The 18740-nt window shown below is 34.9% G+C and carries 14 protein-coding genes, 1 tRNA gene and 1 riboswitch; of the genes, 10 read left to right on the plus strand and 5 right to left on the minus strand.

Features of this window, described 5'->3' with window-relative positions; genetic code table 11:
* Positions 1-60: 60 nt before the first annotated feature.
* Positions 61-468, plus strand: coding sequence for an RNA polymerase sigma factor (locus BUB90_RS12575; RefSeq protein WP_073288216.1), 408 nt, complete (start codon positions 61-63; stop codon positions 466-468).
* A 209-nt stretch (positions 469-677) separates the two neighbouring features.
* Here BUB90_RS12575 and thiT read toward each other — a convergent pair whose 3' ends face one another.
* Positions 678-1349, minus strand: a complete 672-nt coding sequence (gene thiT / locus BUB90_RS12580; protein WP_242952537.1) for an energy-coupled thiamine transporter ThiT — start codon at positions 1347-1349, stop codon at positions 678-680.
* Between the two features lie 176 nt (positions 1350-1525).
* A riboswitch (TPP riboswitch) is annotated at positions 1526-1624 on the minus strand.
* A gap of 240 nt (positions 1625-1864) precedes the next feature.
* On the opposite strand from thiT, the gene BUB90_RS12585 reads away from it, so the two are divergent.
* Complete coding sequence (locus BUB90_RS12585; protein ID WP_073288218.1) at positions 1865-2521, plus strand: HAD hydrolase-like protein; 657 nt, start codon at positions 1865-1867, stop codon at positions 2519-2521.
* A 220-nt stretch (positions 2522-2741) separates the two neighbouring features.
* A complete protein-coding gene (locus BUB90_RS12590) occupies positions 2742-4499 on the plus strand; it encodes a putative bifunctional diguanylate cyclase/phosphodiesterase (RefSeq protein WP_084139234.1) in 1758 nt (585 codons plus the stop codon).
* Between the two features lie 71 nt (positions 4500-4570).
* Here the strand turns inward: BUB90_RS12590 and BUB90_RS12595 are convergent, their stop codons facing one another.
* Positions 4571-5506, minus strand: coding sequence for a M14 family metallopeptidase (locus tag BUB90_RS12595; RefSeq protein ID WP_073288219.1), 936 nt, complete (start codon positions 5504-5506; stop codon positions 4571-4573).
* Complete coding sequence (locus BUB90_RS12600) at positions 5500-6441, minus strand: M14 family metallopeptidase (RefSeq protein ID WP_073288222.1); 942 nt, start codon at positions 6439-6441, stop codon at positions 5500-5502. The genes BUB90_RS12595 and BUB90_RS12600 overlap by 7 nt, the downstream gene beginning before the upstream one ends.
* A gap of 271 nt (positions 6442-6712) precedes the next feature.
* On the opposite strand from BUB90_RS12600, the gene BUB90_RS12605 reads away from it, so the two are divergent.
* The 5 genes from BUB90_RS12605 to BUB90_RS12625 all read left to right on the plus strand — a co-directional run bounded on the left by BUB90_RS12605 (position 6713) and on the right by BUB90_RS12625 (position 15220).
* Entirely contained in the window at positions 6713-7609 is an 897-nt protein-coding gene (locus BUB90_RS12605) for a LysR family transcriptional regulator (RefSeq protein WP_073288282.1), read from the plus strand.
* 147 nt (positions 7610-7756) lie between these two features.
* The gene (locus BUB90_RS12610; protein ID WP_073288225.1) at positions 7757-9004 is read left to right on the plus strand and encodes a peptidylprolyl isomerase; all 1248 of its coding nucleotides are present in this window, start codon (positions 7757-7759) and stop codon (positions 9002-9004) included.
* Between the two features lie 320 nt (positions 9005-9324).
* Complete coding sequence (locus BUB90_RS12615; protein WP_073288227.1) at positions 9325-13083, plus strand: phosphoribosylformylglycinamidine synthase; 3759 nt, start codon at positions 9325-9327, stop codon at positions 13081-13083.
* A gap of 493 nt (positions 13084-13576) precedes the next feature.
* On the plus strand, positions 13577-14437 hold the full coding sequence (locus BUB90_RS12620) for an AraC family transcriptional regulator (RefSeq protein ID WP_170865490.1): 861 nt from the start codon (positions 13577-13579) through the stop codon (positions 14435-14437).
* A 24-nt stretch (positions 14438-14461) separates the two neighbouring features.
* Complete coding sequence (locus BUB90_RS12625) at positions 14462-15220, plus strand: nitroreductase family protein (protein ID WP_073288229.1); 759 nt, start codon at positions 14462-14464, stop codon at positions 15218-15220.
* A 78-nt stretch (positions 15221-15298) separates the two neighbouring features.
* On the opposite strand, the gene BUB90_RS12630 is transcribed toward BUB90_RS12625, so the two are convergent.
* Complete coding sequence (locus BUB90_RS12630; RefSeq protein WP_073288231.1) at positions 15299-16570, minus strand: LCP family protein; 1272 nt, start codon at positions 16568-16570, stop codon at positions 15299-15301.
* 308 nt (positions 16571-16878) lie between these two features.
* Here BUB90_RS12630 and BUB90_RS12635 point away from each other — a divergent pair, with 308 nt between their 5' ends.
* On the plus strand, positions 16879-17472 hold the full coding sequence (locus BUB90_RS12635) for a helix-turn-helix domain-containing protein (protein WP_073288286.1): 594 nt from the start codon (positions 16879-16881) through the stop codon (positions 17470-17472).
* A gap of 102 nt (positions 17473-17574) precedes the next feature.
* Positions 17575-17646 (plus strand) — tRNA-Gly (locus BUB90_RS12640).
* A gap of 76 nt (positions 17647-17722) precedes the next feature.
* Here BUB90_RS12640 and BUB90_RS12645 read toward each other — a convergent pair.
* On the minus strand, positions 17723-18598 hold the full coding sequence (locus BUB90_RS12645; protein WP_334292893.1) for an IS3 family transposase: 876 nt from the start codon (positions 18596-18598) through the stop codon (positions 17723-17725).
* Positions 18599-18740 lie beyond the last annotated feature (142 nt).

Here is an 18740-nt window from a genome sequence, read left to right on the forward strand (position 1 = left end):
TTTGGTTGTCTTATCTATATCGTTACGTAATGATTACTTCAAGCGAAAGGAGAAAAGGTGGTGGGATTTTCGGATATCTATGATGAATATGCAAAACAAGTTCTAAGATTTCTAATTGCTTTATCGGGGGATGTGCATATAGCGGAAGAATTGACACAAGAAACCTTTTATAAAGCTTTCTTACATATTCATCAATTTCGTGGTGATTGCACCATGTATGCTTGGCTTTGTCAAATTGCAAAAAATCTGTATTATAACGAGTGCAAACGTGGAAAAAAATATGCGGATTGCGATGTTAGTAAAGAAGAAGTTAGAAGAGAAGAATCCAGTGAGTTTACAGAGAAACTTGTTAATAGAGATCAAGCCTTGTCTGTACATAAAGTGCTGCATTCCATTCCGGAACCTTATAAAGAAGTGTTTACTCTAAGAGGACTGGGTAGCATATCAAAGATCAATACAAGAAAATAAAGAAAATGAAGAACTGCAAGAATATAGAGAAAAATGGTATGCTCAATTTGGAGGTATGACCTAATTGCATGACGATTTAATGAGTGCAATTCGTGTATATGAAAGGCTAGAAGAGTAGAATAAAACACGGCCCTTGGCTATATGAATTACGAGGATATGTATATCCGACGTAACCATACAGTGAATGGGCCGTGTTTGTTATGTTAACTTTATTCGTTAGCCATGCGCTTTACTTCTTTTAATCCATTAGTGAAAGCTGGAATAAGTAAGATTATGATTGTAACAAGAGCTTCTGGTACGATATAAGAAGCATTGTATGTTAATGTGTATACGACTGGATTTGTCTCTGCTGGAAACCACTGAATGAAGAAGATGTAACCAGAGATTGCATGTACAATATATCTTCCTACAACACCCAAAATATATCCTTTTATTAGACCATGTCTAGATTTGCTGAATACACCGGCAAGACCTAAACATCCGAATGCAACTGGATAATCAAGTAATAGTTGAACAGGATGATATACACTTGGATCGATTATTAATTGTAAAAATCCGTAAGCAACACCAGTAAGTAAACCAATTTTTGTTCCATATAGATAACCTATTAAACAGATGAAGAACATACTGAATAGTGTAGCAGAACCACCATATGGTAAGTTAACGAATTTGATAAATGAGGTTACTACCGCAAGTGCCATTGCAACAGAAGCAAATACTAATTGTTTCGTTTGAATCTTCTTTGATTCCTTTTTGCTTAAAAAAACAATTGCTAAAAGAGCAAGTACCAAAGCAACAAAAAGAACATAACTTGGTGCTTTTAGTGCGTAGCCATCATCAGTATTACCAGTTGCAAAAAAATTCATAATTCCTAAATACATAAAAAAATTCCTCCCTTTTCTTGCGTAGGAGGAGCTTGTCTTTTGTTGTATATAATTCAAGTTAATGACTTTTGTTACTATCATAACTTACCAGAATATAGATAGGTAACTGCTATGTTTTATGGTAGTATACAAAACAACTTGATCGAGATTGCTTAATGCAAACAATCTGAATTATGTACAAACATGTGCTTCCTTACGCTGGTTTTAACCAGTTCAAGTTATGAGGGTTGTATAAATACATCTCAGCCACAAGAGCTCCCCTAGCATTATGCTATGTTTTACGACTATACTATAGCAAGTTAATTAGGATATGTCAATGTGTAATGGCAATATTAAAAGAGTCTACATTGCAATGGATAGGATTAATGTGGTACAATCTATTGAAATGTTAGAAATAACATAAAGGATACGAAAAGTATGATTTTAGTTACCAATTGCGAATATCTTATCTATGTTGTTAATGTAAAGAGGAGCAATTGCCTATATAATTTAAGAAGAGTGAGGAAATTTCAATGAAGGATAAGAAATATATCTTGTTTGATTTAGACGGAACGTTAACAGATCCCAAAGAAGGAATAACTAAGTGTTTTCAATATGCACTCGCACATTGTGGGATTGATGAACCAGATTTGGATAAATTAGAGGTTGTTATAGGGCCGCCACTAAGAGACTCTTTCGTTGAATTCTATGGTTTTACGAAAGAAAAAGCACATGAAGCGGAAGCTAAGTACAGAGAGAGATTCCAGACGATTGGTATGTATGAGAATTTTATCTATGAAGGGATTGCCTCAATGTTGCAGAATTTAAGAGCTGAAGGTAAGATGTTAGCAATAGCAAGTTCGAAACCAACTATTTTTGTAGAGAAGATTCTAGAGCATTTTGAAATCAAAGAGTATTTCCATCACATTATAGGTAGTAACCTAGATGGGACACGTTCTGATAAAGCGGAAGTTGTTGATGTTTCTATTTCGGGCTTTGGACAAGTTGATAAAACTGATATTATTATGGTAGGAGATCGCAAGTTCGATGTAATTGGGGCGCATGAGCGTGGAATTGAAGTAATAGGAGTTACTTACGGATATGGTGGCGAAGAAGAATTAGTAGGTGCAGGGGCAGATTACGTTGTAAAGACAGTGCTAGAATTAGAAAAATTATTACTTAATAAATAGAATAGTTAAGAATAAAGCAGGCATTGCAGGGGAATGTCTGCTTTTATCATATAATGTTATATCTTGTTAGATTGAAGTTGTTAAAGGTGCCATTATATGGTATACTGTTGCTTATTGTAAGAAAGAATAGCCAGAATAAATAGCCAGAGTAAAGATGTTCGGAAACGGTTTTGCGATAGCTATACTGTAATGCAATTCATAGATTGTGAGGTACATAAACATGATAAAGGCAAAAATTCAAAGCATTAGGAAGACGCCACCTACCTATGTTAATTTGATTTTGTCAGTAACCAGAGGAGGCGTAGTTCTACAAGCCGATAATGAATTATATGATTTGATAGGATTTAACAAAGAACAATTTGAAACAGATTTTCAAAGCAATTTAATACATTTTGTAAAAGAAGATCAAAAGGAAGCTTTTTGCAAAGCCTTACAAACGTATAGACGTGCATTATTTGAATGTAATAGTTTGATGAATAATGCAAAAACAGACTGGTTACTTCTTATAGGGTATCCGTGTGAGGGATTAAAGGAAGAGGATTCGATATACGCCACGTTGCTTAACCTTAATTCTGAGAGATTAATAAATCACTATTTATCGCAAAGAGAGACAGTTGGTGCTAGAGAAGCAATTGATGAAGAGCTTTTTGAAGAGATTATGATTCAAGAGATTGAAAACAATCTACCTTCGAAAGAGAAGAGTTATAAATGTGATAGGATAACAGGTTTACCTAATGAACTTCTTTTCTTTGAAGTAGCTAAGAAAATTATGAAAAGAGAACCTGAAAAAAAATATGCGATAGTATACACAGACATCAATTATTTTGGATTTGTGAATAAGATGTATGGTTATCTAGAAGGCAATCGATTGCTTGCTTACTTTGCAGCGATGATGAAGAGAGAACGTAATGTTGTTAAGGAAGCTACAAGGTTATCAGCAGATAATTTTGTTTTTCTTATTACTTATGATACAGAAGATGCAGTAACAGAGCAGATTTGTACACTTAATGAAGAGTTTTCAAACCAGTGCTATCAAGAACGTATAGGGGTTAAACTGATACTAAGTAGTGGTGTTGCACTCCTTGAAGAAGATACTCCAATAAGAAGTGCAATTGATAATGCAAATATTGCTAGAAAAAGTGTTAAGGGTAATCCATTAATAACTAGCTGTGGATTATTTACGAATGAGATGCAGCAAAAAATCCAATGGGAGACGTATGTAAATCAACATATGGAAGCTGCGTTGAATAACAAGGAATTCAGTGTGTACTATCAACCAAAGATTTCTCTTGAAACGGAGTGTATCGTAGGAGCAGAAGCGCTAGTGCGATGGATTGTAGCAGATGGAGAGGTTATATCACCAATACGGTTTATACCCATTTTTGAAATGAATGGATTTATTGAGCGTGTAGACTTTTTTGTATATGAAGAGGTGTGCCGATTTTTGAAAGAACGTTTAGATAGGAAGCAGAAGGTAGTACCGATATCTGTTAATGTGTCGGGCTCGCATCTTACAAATCCATACTTTGTTCAGAATGTGATATCGTTGGTGAAGAGATATGAAATACCTACTCATTTAATTGAGCTTGAACTAACAGAATCCGTATGTATTGAGAATTCCAAGGTAGCGATTGATATGGTGAAACAGTTCAGAGAAAATGGCTTCTTGGTATCAATAGACGATTTCGGTTCTGGTTTTTCATCATTGAACTTATTGAAAGATATGGAAACAGATATCATTAAGCTTGATCGTCAGTTTTTCCGTGAAGGTGAGATGCATAAAGAAGAACAAATTATAATTACTAGCATCGTCAATATGGCAAAGAAATTGAATATGAAGGTTATTTCGGAAGGTGTAGAAACACGTGCACAGTCTGAGTTCTTGAAAGGTATCATGTGTGATATGGCACAAGGTTATTTTTTTGCTAAACCAATGCCATTAGATAGTTTTGAAGCAGAGCTATTACAAAATACCTAATAATAAAATACGATGTAAAAAAAACCAAATGCAAAGAGAATAAATGCATTTGGTTTTTTTATATAAGGAACCTATTCATGTAACCGTTTGATCAATTGATATACCACACAGTTTTGGATGACTAGTGGCTTGGTATGTGCAAAGAAGATAATACCATCACTTGGAGCAAGAATCTGAGATATGACTTCCCCCTCCAATGGATCAATTACTTCTGCTAGGGTATCGCCAAATTGCACTTCATCGCCGGGATTTTTGAGTCTACGATAGATACCAGATACATCTGCTCGAATTGGTAAAAGTGTTTCTTCTTCTATTACACTTGCGATGAAACCATTATGACAGTTATATTTAATAATCCCCATACGAGTGAGAAAACGAAGTATAGAGGATACGGCCTGCCTTGCTGATGGTTCGTCAATTTGATCGGTTGCACTCGTATAGACAGAAAAAGCATTTGTTTCATTCATCTGCCAGTTATAATTAAGGGTAGTTGTATCAAATGGTTCAGGTTTTCTAGTTAAGACATAAGGGAGTCCGAATAGGTTAGCTAAACTAGTGTTTTGATGACCCGTTTCCATCATGCGTACATGTGGAATGAAATCTCCCGGAGTATGGAAGCTGGCGAATTGTATACCATAATTATATCCTTTTGTCTTCTCGAATACAGCGTTAGCAATTCGTTCAGTGGTTTCACCCAAAGGGTTGCCAGGAAACATACGATTAATATCGGTTTTATCAAGGGCCCAGAAACGTTTTTCAACATTGACAGAGAAGTTGTTAACACATGGAATAACTAAGATTTCATGATTATTTAGGATGTGCCCATTTTTCTCAATCTGGGCTAAGGTTTTTATTAATTGAGAACAAACATAGAGCTGTTGTACTTCATTACCTCTTGTTGGACCAACGACACATGCAGACTTGTCACCATTACCGAAGGTGTATCCATATATATTCATATTGGCACGAAATGGAGCATCTAAGGTATAGATTGTTTCTTTTAACATAAGCCAGTACCTCCTAGTATTCGAGCAATTAAAGACCCTGTGTAAACAACAGGATATTCCCTAAGAGTAAATACGGTGCCACTACAAGGTGCGATAATTTGTTCTTTCACTGTTCCTGTTAGAGGATCTATAATATCACCAACACAATCCCCTTTGCAGATCCCCTTCCAGTGAGAGATAGCAGGAACGAATATTCCAGAGGCTTCCGCGTGAATCATCTCAACTTGCCCATCCGTAGAAACAATGGGCTTTCGTATTGGAGGTACTTCACCAGTCCAGATTCCAAGTTCCTTCATAACATTAAACAAGCCATCTACTAATTGCATCCCATATTCTTTTGTTAAACGCATTCCAACGCCCATCTCTACAGCTAGGGAGGGAACACCTAATGAATTCAGACTATGTACTAAAGAAGATTTAAGAATGGTAACGGAGTCATTAACCCATACAAAATCCACATTCAATAGTTTAGAATATGGTAATAAGGTATTTAGATTATCTTGACTAATACGTACTTGAGGAATTTCTCGAATAAATATGTTACTTGCATGTAAATCGATACATAAATCACAGCCAAGAATATCATCAATAATGGTAGCAGCTACACATTCTGCCATGTCACCTTCTTCATTGCCAGGAAAGTTACGGTTCATATCAAGATCAAAGGTTGGAATACGTCTAGTTATGGATTCCATTCCAAGAGGATTAACATAAGGATAAACATCTACAATACCATTTAAACACTGAATATTAGCATTTATTTTACGGATCAGTTCGTAACAAACAAACTGACCTTCTAATTCATCTCCATGGATTCCTGTGACGATACAGATACGTTTCTCCTTACCAGTAAGAGTTAGCGGAAGTAAGCGATTTTTCTTGATGTCCATTGATTCTGCAACAGGCAGACCGACTGATATAACGTCTTTTATCATGTGATACTTCCTTTCTTTTATTTTTCCATATTATGATACAATACTATCCCATAGGTGTCAAATTTTCGGATAAAATAAATCTATTACTCAAATTACATTGTCTTTCTTCAGATTAGAGGATATAATGTAACTTATGAGAAGTAGCAAAGTTACTTCTAGTAGCCGAACAAAGTGGAGCTACATACTCCGAGGGAGTCATAAGTTAACGAGGGAAATTACAAAGTAATCCTTGAGTTTTGGCTTAGAGAATATTCAGAAAGGTAAATGTGGAATGGATATTAATTACGAATTATATAAAGTGTTTTATTATGTGGGGAAAACATTGAGCTTTTCGGAAGCATCAAAAGAACTATTTATCTCGCAATCAGCAGTTAGCCAGTCCATTAAAGTACTTGAGAAGAGACTGAATCAAACGTTGTTTATACGTAGTACAAAACGAGTAAAACTCACAAAAGAGGGTGAGATGTTATTCAAACATATAGAACCAGCGATTAATCTTATTAATCGTGGAGAGAGCCAGATTATGGAGGCAGGAACACTGAATGGCGGACAGCTTCGTATCGGTGCTAGTGATACAATATGCCGTTATTACCTTGTTCCGTTTTTGAAAGACTTTCATCAAAAGTTCCCTAAAGTGCATATAAAAGTTACCAATGGTACCTCCTTGCAATGCGTAGAACTACTGGAATCCAATCAGGTGGATTTAATAATAGTGAATTCACCCAATAGTCGTTTGAATAGTATTAATAACGTTATTGAAGTAGGAACATTCCGTGATGTTTTCATTGCGAATAAGAATTATTTTCCAACTGTAGAACGTGAGATGACATTAATAGATTTGAGAAATTATCCAATTCTTATGTTAAATAAACAATCTACAACAAGTGAATTCCTTCATAGCTTGTTCTTACAGCAGTCAATCGATTTAGCCCCTGCGATTGAACTTAATAGTAATGATTTGCTTATCGATATGGCTCATATTGGATTAGGAGTAGCTTTTGTTCCAGATTATTGTGTGAAAGACCTTGTGAATGCAAAAGATGAGGATATGATTATTCTTAATATGAAGGAAGAACTCCCACAAAGAAAGCTTGTGGCAGCTTACAGTAATCAAATACCGTTAACAGCAGCTTCTCAGTATTTTTTAGATAATTTGGCTTCACAATAGAAGTAAATTGTGATTGAATATGAATAAAAAATCAATGCCCAATAAAAGTGAAGATTTTGTGAATTATAGCAATCAACTTGACGAATGGGACAAAGTTATATAGAATGAATCGTGTGCTATAATTTAAGATAATATGGAGGAAATAAAGTGAATAAGTTTAGAAAGTTAAAATTTCTAGTACTTATGGTTGTACTAGTTTGTAGTATGGCATTAGTTGCTGGATGTAGTAAAAAAGATTCTAAAGAAGAATCTAGTAAAACAGAAGATGGAACAGTTGATACAAGTGTCAAATATAAAAAAGATGATGTAGCGTTAACAGTTGATGGTGAGAAGTTAACAATGGAAGAGATGCTTTATTATATCTATTCTTACGAATCACAAATTGACTATATGGATCAAATGTACCAATATTATTTTAATACTGGATATTGGGATATGGAAATCGAAGAAGGAAAAACAATCCGTCAAGATGCAAAAGAGCAAGCTATGGATACAGCAATTCGTTATGAAGTATTATATAAAGAAGCAATTAAAAAAGATTATTCTTTAACTGATGAAGAGATTGCAAAAATCAAAGAGAATTCCGCAGCTGTTATTGAACAGATGTCAGAAGAACAACTTGCATTAACAGGATTTACTGAAGAAGCAGTTACAGCTATTCAACAAAAATGGGCTGTTACAGATAAGTATTATCAAGATTTAATTGATTCTTTCGATATCGATGATAAAGCAATTAAAGAAGGTATTGATAAAAAACAATACAAAGAATACAGTACAGAATATATTCTAGTACCAACTGGAACAACAGATGAAGAAGGAAATGTAACACCTTTTTCAGACGATGAGAAAAAAGCTGCGAAAGAAAAAATTGAAGCGATCTATGATAAAGTAAAAGAAAGCAAGAATTTACAAGACGGTATCACTGATGGTGATTCAGATGTGAATTATACAGATTTATCCTTCTTACCAAACGATGAGAACGAAACAGCGAACAAGACCTTTATGAAAGAAGCTATGAAACTTGAAAATGGAGAAATTAGTGGTATTGTAGAAACAGAAGAAGGTTACTACATTATCAAAATGGTTGATAACAATGCAACTACAAGCTACGATGAAGCGGTAGATACAGCGATTCAAGAAGCAGAAGCTGCTCGTTTTGATCAAGAATTTGAGAAGATTAAAGAAAACTACAAAATAGAAATTAATAATGAAGTTTGGGACAAGGTAGTTATGGGTAGTAACACAATCGTTCCTGTAACAGCAGAAGATAAAGCAACAACTGGTGATACAACAGTTACGGATGATAAGACAACAACAGAAGATAAAACTACAACTGATGATTCAAGTGCATCAGATGAAAAAGCAACTACAGAAGATTCATCTAACAACAACTAGTATATAGCCTTTTATCAAGTATTGGAGTGGATTCATTGTGAATCTGCTCCAATTCGGGATAGAAGGCTATTTTTATAACATGAATTATAAGGAAAAAATCCATTGTGGTTACAAGAAATAATAAAAATAAAGCAAATCGCTTATATAAGGAAACCTAATTAGTAAATTGAATTATATTAATTTTATTTATAAAACTTAGTATGGTATAATATAACCAATGATAAGATAGTAACCGTAAGTCAGCATAGCTGACGCGCAGGCGCAGCAAGAATGCAATGATATTCTTGAAATACATGTATGTCAGAAAGGTAAGGTAAGCGATGAGTAACGTAAAGAGAATCTATGTTGAGAAGAAAGCACCATACGCTGTCAGAGCAAATGAACTAAAAGAAGAAATTAAGAGTTATCTTGGAATGAAGGGATTAGATACTGTTCGTGAATTAATCCGTTACGATATTGAGAATTTAACTGAAACAACTTATAAGAAGGCACTTGGCATCGTATTTTCAGAGCCTCCTGTAGATGTATTATATGAAGAAGAATTTGAAAAGAATAGTAATGATAAAGTATTCTCTGTTGAATATCTTCCAGGTCAATTTGATCAAAGAGCAGATTCGGCAGAACAATGTGTGAAACTATTAAACGAGAAAGAAGAACCAATTATTCGTTCCGCTACAACGTATGTATTAACAGGAGATATCTCAGAAGAAGAATTCGACCGCATTAAAGCATATTGTATCAACCCTGTTGATTCAAGAGAAAGTAATACTGCAAAACCAGAAACATTAGTAGTCAAGTTTAAAGAGCCGGCTGATGTTATTACGTTTGATGGATTTGTTACTATGGAAGAAGCCGAATTGAATGAATTATATGAATCACTTAACCTTGCTATGACCTTCAAAGATTTCCTCCACATTCAAAACTACTTCAAGAATGAGGAAAAACGTGATCCTTCTATGACTGAAATTCGTGTACTTGATACATACTGGTCTGATCACTGTCGTCATACTACATTCCTTACAGAGTTAAAAGATGTAGAATTCGAAGATGGTTATTACAAAGCACCAATCATGGCTACGTATAATCAATATACGAAAGATAGAGCAGTAATCTACAAAGATAGAGATGACAAATATATCTCATTAATGGACATCGCATTAATGGCTATGAAGAAATTACGTGCTGATGGAAAATTAGAAGACATGGAAATTTCAGATGAGATCAATGCCTGTTCTATTATCGTACCAGTAGAGATTGATGGGAAAGAAGAAGATTGGCTAGTATTCTTCAAGAATGAAACCCATAATCACCCAACAGAAATCGAACCTTTCGGTGGTGCAGCAACTTGTCTTGGTGGAGCAATTCGTGATCCATTATCAGGTAGAGGTTATGTATACCAAGCGATGCGTGTTACAGGTGCAGCAGACCCTACGGTATCACTAAAGGAAACGTTAGAAGGTAAGTTAGCACAGAGAAAGATTGTAACTGGCGCAGCAAAGGGCTATAGCTCATACGGTAATCAGATCGGTCTTGCAACTGGTTTAGTAGATGAAATCTATCATCCAAACTATGTAGCGAAGAGAATGGAAATCGGTGCTGTTATGGGTGCTGCTCCAAGAAGAAATGTTATCCGTGAAAACTCTGATCCAGGTGATATTATTATCTTACTAGGTGGAAGAACAGGACGTGATGGTTGTGGTGGAGCAACGGGGTCTTCAAAAGCACATACAACAAGTTCAATTGATACCTGTGGAGCAGAAGTGCAAAAAGGTAATGCCCCTACAGAAAGAAAGATCCAAAGATTATTCCGTCGTGAAGAAGTAAGTTCTATCATTAAGAAATGTAATGACTTCGGAGCAGGCGGTGTTTCCGTAGCAATTGGTGAATTAGCTGATGGTTTACACATCTTCATGGATAAAGTACCGAAAAAATATGCTGGTCTTGATGGAACAGAATTATCGATCTCTGAATCACAAGAAAGAATGGCAGTTGTAGTAGATAAAAAAGATGTAGACAAGATGTTAGCATTTGCAGCAGAAGAAAACTTAGAAGCTGTTGAAGTTGCAGTTGTTACAGAAAAACCAAGATTAGTTATGATCTGGAGAGAGAAAGAAATCGTTAATATCAGCAGAGAATTCCTTGATACAAACGGTGCTCATCAAGAAGCAAAAGCAATCGTTACTATGCCGTCAGAAAAAGATAACTACTTACAACAAGAAGTAATTGTAACGAATATGAAGGAAAAATGGTTAGAGGTACTTCATGATCTTAATGTATGTTCGAAGAAAGGTCTTGTGGAGATGTTCGATAGTTCTATCGGAGCTGCGACAGTTGCTATGCCATTCGGTGGAAAATATCAATTAACTCCAATTCAAACTATGATTGCAAAGCTTCCTGTATTAAAGGGAACATGCGATACAGTAACGATGATGAGTTACGGTTTTGACCCATACTTATCAAGCTGGAGTCCATATCATGGAGCAATCTATGCGGTTATCTCATCGGTAGCTAAGATTGTTGCCTGCGGTGGAGATTTCTCTAAGATCCGTTTCACTTTCCAAGAATATTTTAGAAGACTTGGAACAGATGCAAAACGTTGGGGTGAACCAATGGCTGCATTATTAGGAGCATATGAAGCACAGATGAAACTTGGTTTACCATCCATCGGTGGTAAAGATAGTATGTCTGGTACCTTCAATGAGATTGATGTACCTCCAACCTTAGTTTCTTTTGCAGTAGATATTGCAAAGGGCCAAGATATCATCACTCCAGAATTCAAGAAATCTGGAAGCAAGATTGTGAAATTCAATATTGCAAAGGATGAATATGATGTACCTGTATTCGAACAAGTAATGGAACTATATGCACAAATTACAAAACTAGCGAACGAGAAAGTATTATTATCCGCATATGCACTTGGTTGCGGTGGCGTAATCGAAGCAGTAAGTAAGATGGCATTTGGTAATAAATTAGGTGTTACATTATGTGACAATGTAAAAGCTAGTGACTACTTCAAACCAGAATATGGTTGTATCATTGCTGAAGTCGCTGAAACAGATATTAACAAGATTACAGCAGTTTATGAAATAATTGGTGAAGTGACAGATCGTGCAGCTTTCGTATATGGCGATACGGTTATTGCTATGGAAGAGGCCTTATCATCTTGGAGTGAAACATTAGAGAAAGTATTCCCTACTAAGTCTGAAGGTGACAATGGAACATTAGAGACAACATTATATGATGCTAAGACGATCTACACAGCTAAAACAAAGATTGCTAGACCGAAAGTATTTGTTCCAGTATTTCCTGGTACAAACTGCGAATATGATGTTACGAAAGCATTCGAAAGAGCTGGTGCTGATGTATCTACAGTAGTTTTTTGTAACTTAAGTGAAAGTGATATTACATTGTCAGTTAACGCTTTCACAGAAGAAATCAATAAAGCACAAATCATTATGTTCCCAGGTGGATTCAGTGCAGGTGATGAACCAGACGGTTCCGCCAAATTCATTGCTTCTGTATTCCGTAATGAAGCAATCAAAGAAGCAACTAACAACTTGTTAAAACAAAGAGATGGCCTTGTACTTGGTATCTGTAATGGTTTCCAAGCATTAATTAAATTAGGTCTAGTACCTTATGGTGAAATAACAGATATTACAGCGGATACACCAACACTTACAACAAACCGCATTGGTCGTCATATCAGTAAATCAGTTTATACAAAAGTTGTTACCAACAAATCACCTTGGTTATCTAAGGCTGAACTTGGTGGAGTATATTCCATTCCTGCATCACATGGTGAAGGACGCTTTGTTGCTAATGAGGAATGGTTACAGAAATTGTTTGCTAATGGTCAAGTTGCAACGCAATACGTTGATGTGAAAGGTAATCCAAGTATGAACGAAGATTACAATCCAAACGGCTCTTACTGCGCTATCGAAGGTATCACGAGTCCAGATGGCCGTGTACTAGGTAAGATGGCTCACTCTGAACGTATAGGTGATGGAGTGGCGATGAACATCTTCGGAAATCAAAATCAATTGATCTTTGAAGCTGGTGTTGAGTATTTCACCAAGTAAGAAGACTAATAACAGACTGTATAGTTACAATTAATATATAGGAACAATAGAAAGAGGGTTATGTAAACTTACTATTGTTAAAATCAATTCTCCAAGTTAGTGTGGCTCTAACTTGGAGAATTTTCTGTAGAAGAAAGGATATACTTGGCTTGTACAAAATAGATAAAAGTATCGTCGACAAACTCAATTAAGACGTTTAATTTGGTTGATAAGTAAGTTAATAAGAGGAAGAATTTAATTTAGTTTCGTATATATTGTTACAAAAATATTAAAAATAGGTAAAATTATTTACATGCTTAATTAACAGAAGCATGTTATAATATAATTAATATAAGGTAGTCAAGTTGCAATAAATATTAAAAAGTCTAAGAACTTTTTTAAGAAAATCGGTTATAATAGTGCAAAAAGAGTCAGGAAGTGATTCTTTTTTTGTTATATATTACTGAAGATTAACGATTAAGTGTCTAAAATCGAAATGGATGGGGGTGTATGTGTGCAGACAGAAACTTATTTTTCCTGCGAGGAATTAAATCCGACTGTTTATTTTGTGTGTAAACAAAAGAGAGTGAAAGAATGTATTTATCACGATCATGATTTTCCACAAATTAGTGTTATTTTATCTGGAAAAGGGAAATATCTAGTAGATGATAAATTGTGTGAAGTAGAAGCGGGAGATGTCTTGTTCTTTGATTCGGGGATAAAGCATCATAACGTAGTAACAAGTGTAAAAAATCCCATGGTAGAATTTTTTGTTGGTTTTTCTGATATACATTTTCATAATACGCCTGAGAATTCAATTGACTTTGGTGTGTATCCTAAAATCATGCATATGAAACCACACATGAAACAAGAAGTGAATAAAATCTGTTATGATATGATTGATGAATATCAATCTGGACAACCTGGAAAAGAGTTTATGATTAAGGCATATATGACTCAGTTACTGGTACAAGTAGTACGTGGATTAACTAGTAATGTACAGAAAATTGAAGTTGAGCAATTCGAGACATACAACAGAAGTTATGCTGTTAGAAGAATTATTAATTTTTTGAGTGAGAACTACGAACAGCGAATATCCCTTGAACAAATTGCTCATAATATGTATCTTAGTCCAGTATACATATCAAAGATATTTAAAGAAGAGACGGGAGAGTCTCCAATTAATTATCTAATTAAAATCAGGCTCGAAAGAGCAAAAGAACTCCTACAAACAAGTAACAGTAGAAGTATTAAGAGTATAGCCAAACAAGTAGGATATGATGATGTATATCATTTTAGTAAATTATTCAAAAAATATTATGGTATATCTCCGCTCTATTATAAGAAGAATATAAGAGAGAAGATGAATGCATAATTAGGAAGGGGTTTTAGAATCACGATGGATATGTACGAAGCGATATGGAGGAGAAAGTCAATTTATCATTACAATATGGAAGCATTGGATGAGCAAATGCTTCGAAATATCCGTGCATTTTTGGATCGTCAGATTCTCATAAAAGAGGATTGCAAAGTCGATTATGCAATCTTGTGCCAGCTAGAGCAGAAGAAACCTATCATGAATGAACTTGGTGTAGAAGCACCATACTTCATGGTTATCTATGAACATGAGGTAGAACGGTATTATCTGAATGCAGGTTATCTCCTCGGGCAATTATCCTTATATATTACATCGAAAGGGCTTGGGAGTTGTTTCGTTAATATGTCTTTTGGAAAGCGGGGAAAAGGCGATAAGAGGATTATTGCTGCGCTAGCATTTGGTAAACCCAAAACAAGTTCTAGATTAGAACCACATAAACCGAAACGTATTCCAATAGATTATCTGTGCGTTTATAAAGAAGAAGTGAGTCAAGATATTAAGAAGGTTATGAAGGCAGCAAGTGTATCTCCATCTTGTATGAATAGTCAACCATGGCGATTTGTTGTATATCATAATCGAATTCATATATTCTTGAAGAAAGATCGTATGATTAAGAAATGGTTCCATTCGGAACAGATGGTAGATATGGGATTTATGTTATCAAATCTATTGATGGAAGCGGAGAATCTATGGTTAACAACGACAATCGATTACGTTGATAATCTAGTAGAGAAACCGGTTAAAAATTATGTATATATATTAAGTGTAGTGTTTGAATAAAAACAATCTTAATGAGGATTGTCAGGAATTATAGTTGGAATCCTGACAAAACTACATTAAGATTGTTTTTTTGTTATTCTATTGTAGTGTAGTTTTAATTGTAGAGAGATGATTTAGAGCTTCTTCATCAGTATCGCCATATATAGATTTGTATAGATCAATTATATTGGCATCCCAATCAAGAAGAATTGGCCATGTAGTATTTTCATATCTTTTAGGAGCTTCATAGGCACCTTCAATAGGAATGGATTTCATCCCTATGGTAGAAACGTTAATCTCTAACATAGCATTTAGTAACTTCTCAATCTGTCCTGTTGAAAGATTCGTTTTCACATATCCTAAGCAAGTGTTCGTAGTGTTTACTAATTGTATAATGCCTTGGTTTTTATATTTTTCAAAAATTGCATTCAATAAACGTCTCTGACGTAAAGTACGTCCAAAATCGTTATTAACGCCATCATAGGTCGGTACTTTACGTACACGGCAATAACCTAGCGCTTGGTTACCGTTCAATAAGTTTATGCCTTCTTTTACATTACGATACGCTTTGTTTGAGATATAGTTAGTAGTATTTAGATAATTAGCTTCTTTAGCACCTAATTGAATCTCTACTCCACCTAAAAGATCAATAATCTTTTCGAAAGAATCAAAATTAACAGATACAAAGCCATCAAGATGAATCTTATAATTAGATTCAATGGTATCTCTTAAAAGTTCTATTCCTCCGTGAGCGTATGCTGCATTAAGTTTCGTACTTTTCCACCCTGGAACACTTACATAAGAATCTCTCATGAGAGAAGAAAGTTGAACAGTGTTGTCTCTTGTATTAATAGAGGCAATAATCATAGTGTCTGTATTCCTACCGCCAAATATTTCTTCAATACCTACTAATAAGATATTAGTAACGTAATCTTCCTTACGGCCAACAATTTCTCTGGTATTCCAATCATATTCACTTACTTCTTCTTGTTCATTGACATCTGGTGTAGTAGGATCATCTTTGTTCACGGAACTAGATATATAATTCGCTAAAAGTTTCGTAATAAGGCGATTACCTGGTTTGGTGAAGATAAGGAATGAAGCAAAAAGAATAATAAATGTTAATATCCCAATAAAAATCTTAAGACCTGTGCGTTTTTTCTTTTTCTTTGGATAATCATCTAAATTTGGCATATTGTTTGTATTAAAACCGTCGTCCTCCCTGCTTGTATTTTGTTCGTCTTCTATCTGGTCGTTGACTTGCTGTTTCAAAGATTCTTTGATATTGTAGAGATCATCATCAAAACTAAAATCAGTTTGGATTTTTAGGTCTTTCATATCATGAGATTCATTGTTGTTTTTTTCTTTCATAAAGTAAATTATCCCCTGTTATTTGATATAATATTACATGATTATATATATTTCTATTCTATTAAACCATAAATTTGAGAATAATGTATTAAGATTCTTATGAATAATTCTTACGATTTTCTTAATTTTATGAAAAAAAGATATATATATATGGAAATAAAGTAACTCTACGGAACGTTGATTGATTAATTCTTAATTATTAAGTATGATATTGAAGTAAGGAGGTTGTGTGTAAAATCTATTTTACACACGAAAATATGAGCCTGCGCCCTAATGTTTGCAGGTTACGGAAAGGCAAGGTAATCATTATGGATTGTTTAAAAGTAGGAAAGTTAATTCTTCGCCTGCGTAACGAAAAAGGTTATACGCAAAAACAATTAGCGAATGCTATGAATATAAGTGATAAGACTATATCGAAGTGGGAGAGAGGACTTGGTTGTCCAGATGTTTCTCTGCTCCGTGGGTTATCCGAAGTTTTAGGCGTGAATATTGAGCAGATTTTATTAGGTGAATTAGAAACGAATGAAGTAGATGGAGGAAATATGAAGAAAATTAAGTTTTATGTATGCCCAAGTTGTGGTAATATCTTAACTGCAACAGGAGAAGCAGATATATCTTGTTGTGGTCGTAAACTAAGTGCATTAGTAGCAAAGCCAAGTGATGATAAACACAATATTAACGTGGATATTATAGATGATGAGTTTTATATTACATTCGATCATGAGATGACGAAAGAGCACTATCTTAATTTCATTGCTTACGTTACCTATGACAAAGTGCTATTAGTAAAGTTATACCCAGAACAGGGCGGGGAAGTACGTATGCCTAGGTTACGTGGAGGCAAATTTTACTTTGGTTGCAATACGCATGGGCTATGGCTAGATTCTAGTGCAGGAAAGTAACTCTACATGTTGTTGTATAATTTGTTGTTGACAAACGATAAAGTTTACGGTATCATAAAGTTTACGGTATCATATATCTTGTCTTTGACAACAACAGAATATGCGCGAGTGGCTCAGTGGTGGAGTATCGCCTTGCCAAGGCGAGGGTCGCGGGTTCGAATCCCGTCTCGCGCTTACGAAATCCCTTGATTTTGTGGTGACCCCTAAAAGTTAGACTTTATGGCGAAGTGAATTTTTCACTTCGCCTTTTTTATGCTGCCAAGAGGCTGATCCTGTATTCAACCGGACTCATCCAGCCTAGCTTCTCCTTTATTCGTTGCGTGTTGTAATACTGTATGTATTTATCTATTGCTTCTTTAAGTTCATCATAGCTGTAATAAACTTCTCCATAATACATTTCCTGTTTCATTATTCCAAAGAAATTTTCCATAACTGAATTATCATGGCAGTTTCCTTTTCTGGACATACTTTGATAGATGCGATGTTCTTGTAATGTGTGTACATATGCCTTCATCTGATAACCCCAACCTTGATCCGAATGAAATGTTCTACGATACGGGCAATCAGCTGTGATTGCTATTGCCATGTTTAGTGCATCCATTATGTTTTTTGCAGATGGTGTTGGAGATATACCATAGCATAGTATTTCTCTATTACATAAATCCATAAATGGATCTAAATACAATTTTTTGATTATCATGCGACCTTTTGAATCTGCATCATAATATTTAAACTCTGTGGTGTCTGTTGTAATTTTTTGATGCGGTATTTTTGTATCAAAGCGTCTTCGTAATCTATTAGGAGCCATTTTTCCAACTTTTCCTTTGTATGAACTATACTTACGACTTTTTCTTGTAAAAGAAGTAACTTGCAAGGATAATTTTTGCATAATTCTTTGTACACGTTTCTTATTTACTAAATATCCTTCTTTGCGAAGCTCACCTAACATGCGTCTGTATCCAAAGTCTTTATGGATTACATGAAGCTCGGCGATCTTTTCTTCAAGTTCCATGTTTGGATTTTCTCTACTAAACCTTTTTTTCCAATACATGTAGGTTGCTTTTGGAAAGCCGACAACTGCGAGAATATCTTTTAGTTTGAAATCTCCTCGGAGGCTGTGGATGATTCTCGCTGTTTTTTCAGAAGAGTTTCCTCCTCTAAACGCAGCCTCCTCAGTTCTTTTAAATAAGCATTCTCGATCCTAAGTTTTAAAAGTTCATCTTCGAGTTGTTTTACATGTTCAGTGCTTGTATCTACAGGAATAATAT

This window comes from Anaerosporobacter mobilis DSM 15930, from assembly GCF_900142955.1.
Classification (GTDB): Bacteria; Bacillota; Clostridia; order Lachnospirales; family Lachnospiraceae; genus Anaerosporobacter; species Anaerosporobacter mobilis.

Excerpts from the sequence above, each read along its gene's own strand:
- BUB90_RS12600 (WP_073288222.1), bottom strand. The coding sequence starts at position 6,441 with ATGATAAAAGACGTTATATCAGTCGGTCTGCCTGTTGCAGAATCAATG.
- BUB90_RS12625 (WP_073288229.1), top strand. The coding sequence starts at position 14,462 with ATGGATATGTACGAAGCGATATGGAGGAGAAAGTCAATTTATCATTAC.
- BUB90_RS12635 (WP_073288286.1), top strand. The coding sequence starts at position 16,879 with ATGGATTGTTTAAAAGTAGGAAAGTTAATTCTTCGCCTGCGTAACGAA.
- BUB90_RS12590 (WP_084139234.1), top strand. The coding sequence starts at position 2,742 with ATGATAAAGGCAAAAATTCAAAGCATTAGGAAGACGCCACCTACCTAT.
- thiT (WP_242952537.1), bottom strand. The coding sequence starts at position 1,349 with ATGTATTTAGGAATTATGAATTTTTTTGCAACTGGTAATACTGATGAT.
- BUB90_RS12595 (WP_073288219.1), bottom strand. The coding sequence starts at position 5,506 with ATGTTAAAAGAAACAATCTATACCTTAGATGCTCCATTTCGTGCCAAT.
- BUB90_RS12585 (WP_073288218.1), top strand. The coding sequence starts at position 1,865 with ATGAAGGATAAGAAATATATCTTGTTTGATTTAGACGGAACGTTAACA.
- BUB90_RS12615 (WP_073288227.1), top strand. The coding sequence starts at position 9,325 with ATGAGTAACGTAAAGAGAATCTATGTTGAGAAGAAAGCACCATACGCT.
- BUB90_RS12605 (WP_073288282.1), top strand. The coding sequence starts at position 6,713 with ATGGATATTAATTACGAATTATATAAAGTGTTTTATTATGTGGGGAAA.
- BUB90_RS12630 (WP_073288231.1), bottom strand. The coding sequence starts at position 16,570 with ATGAAAGAAAAAAACAACAATGAATCTCATGATATGAAAGACCTAAAA.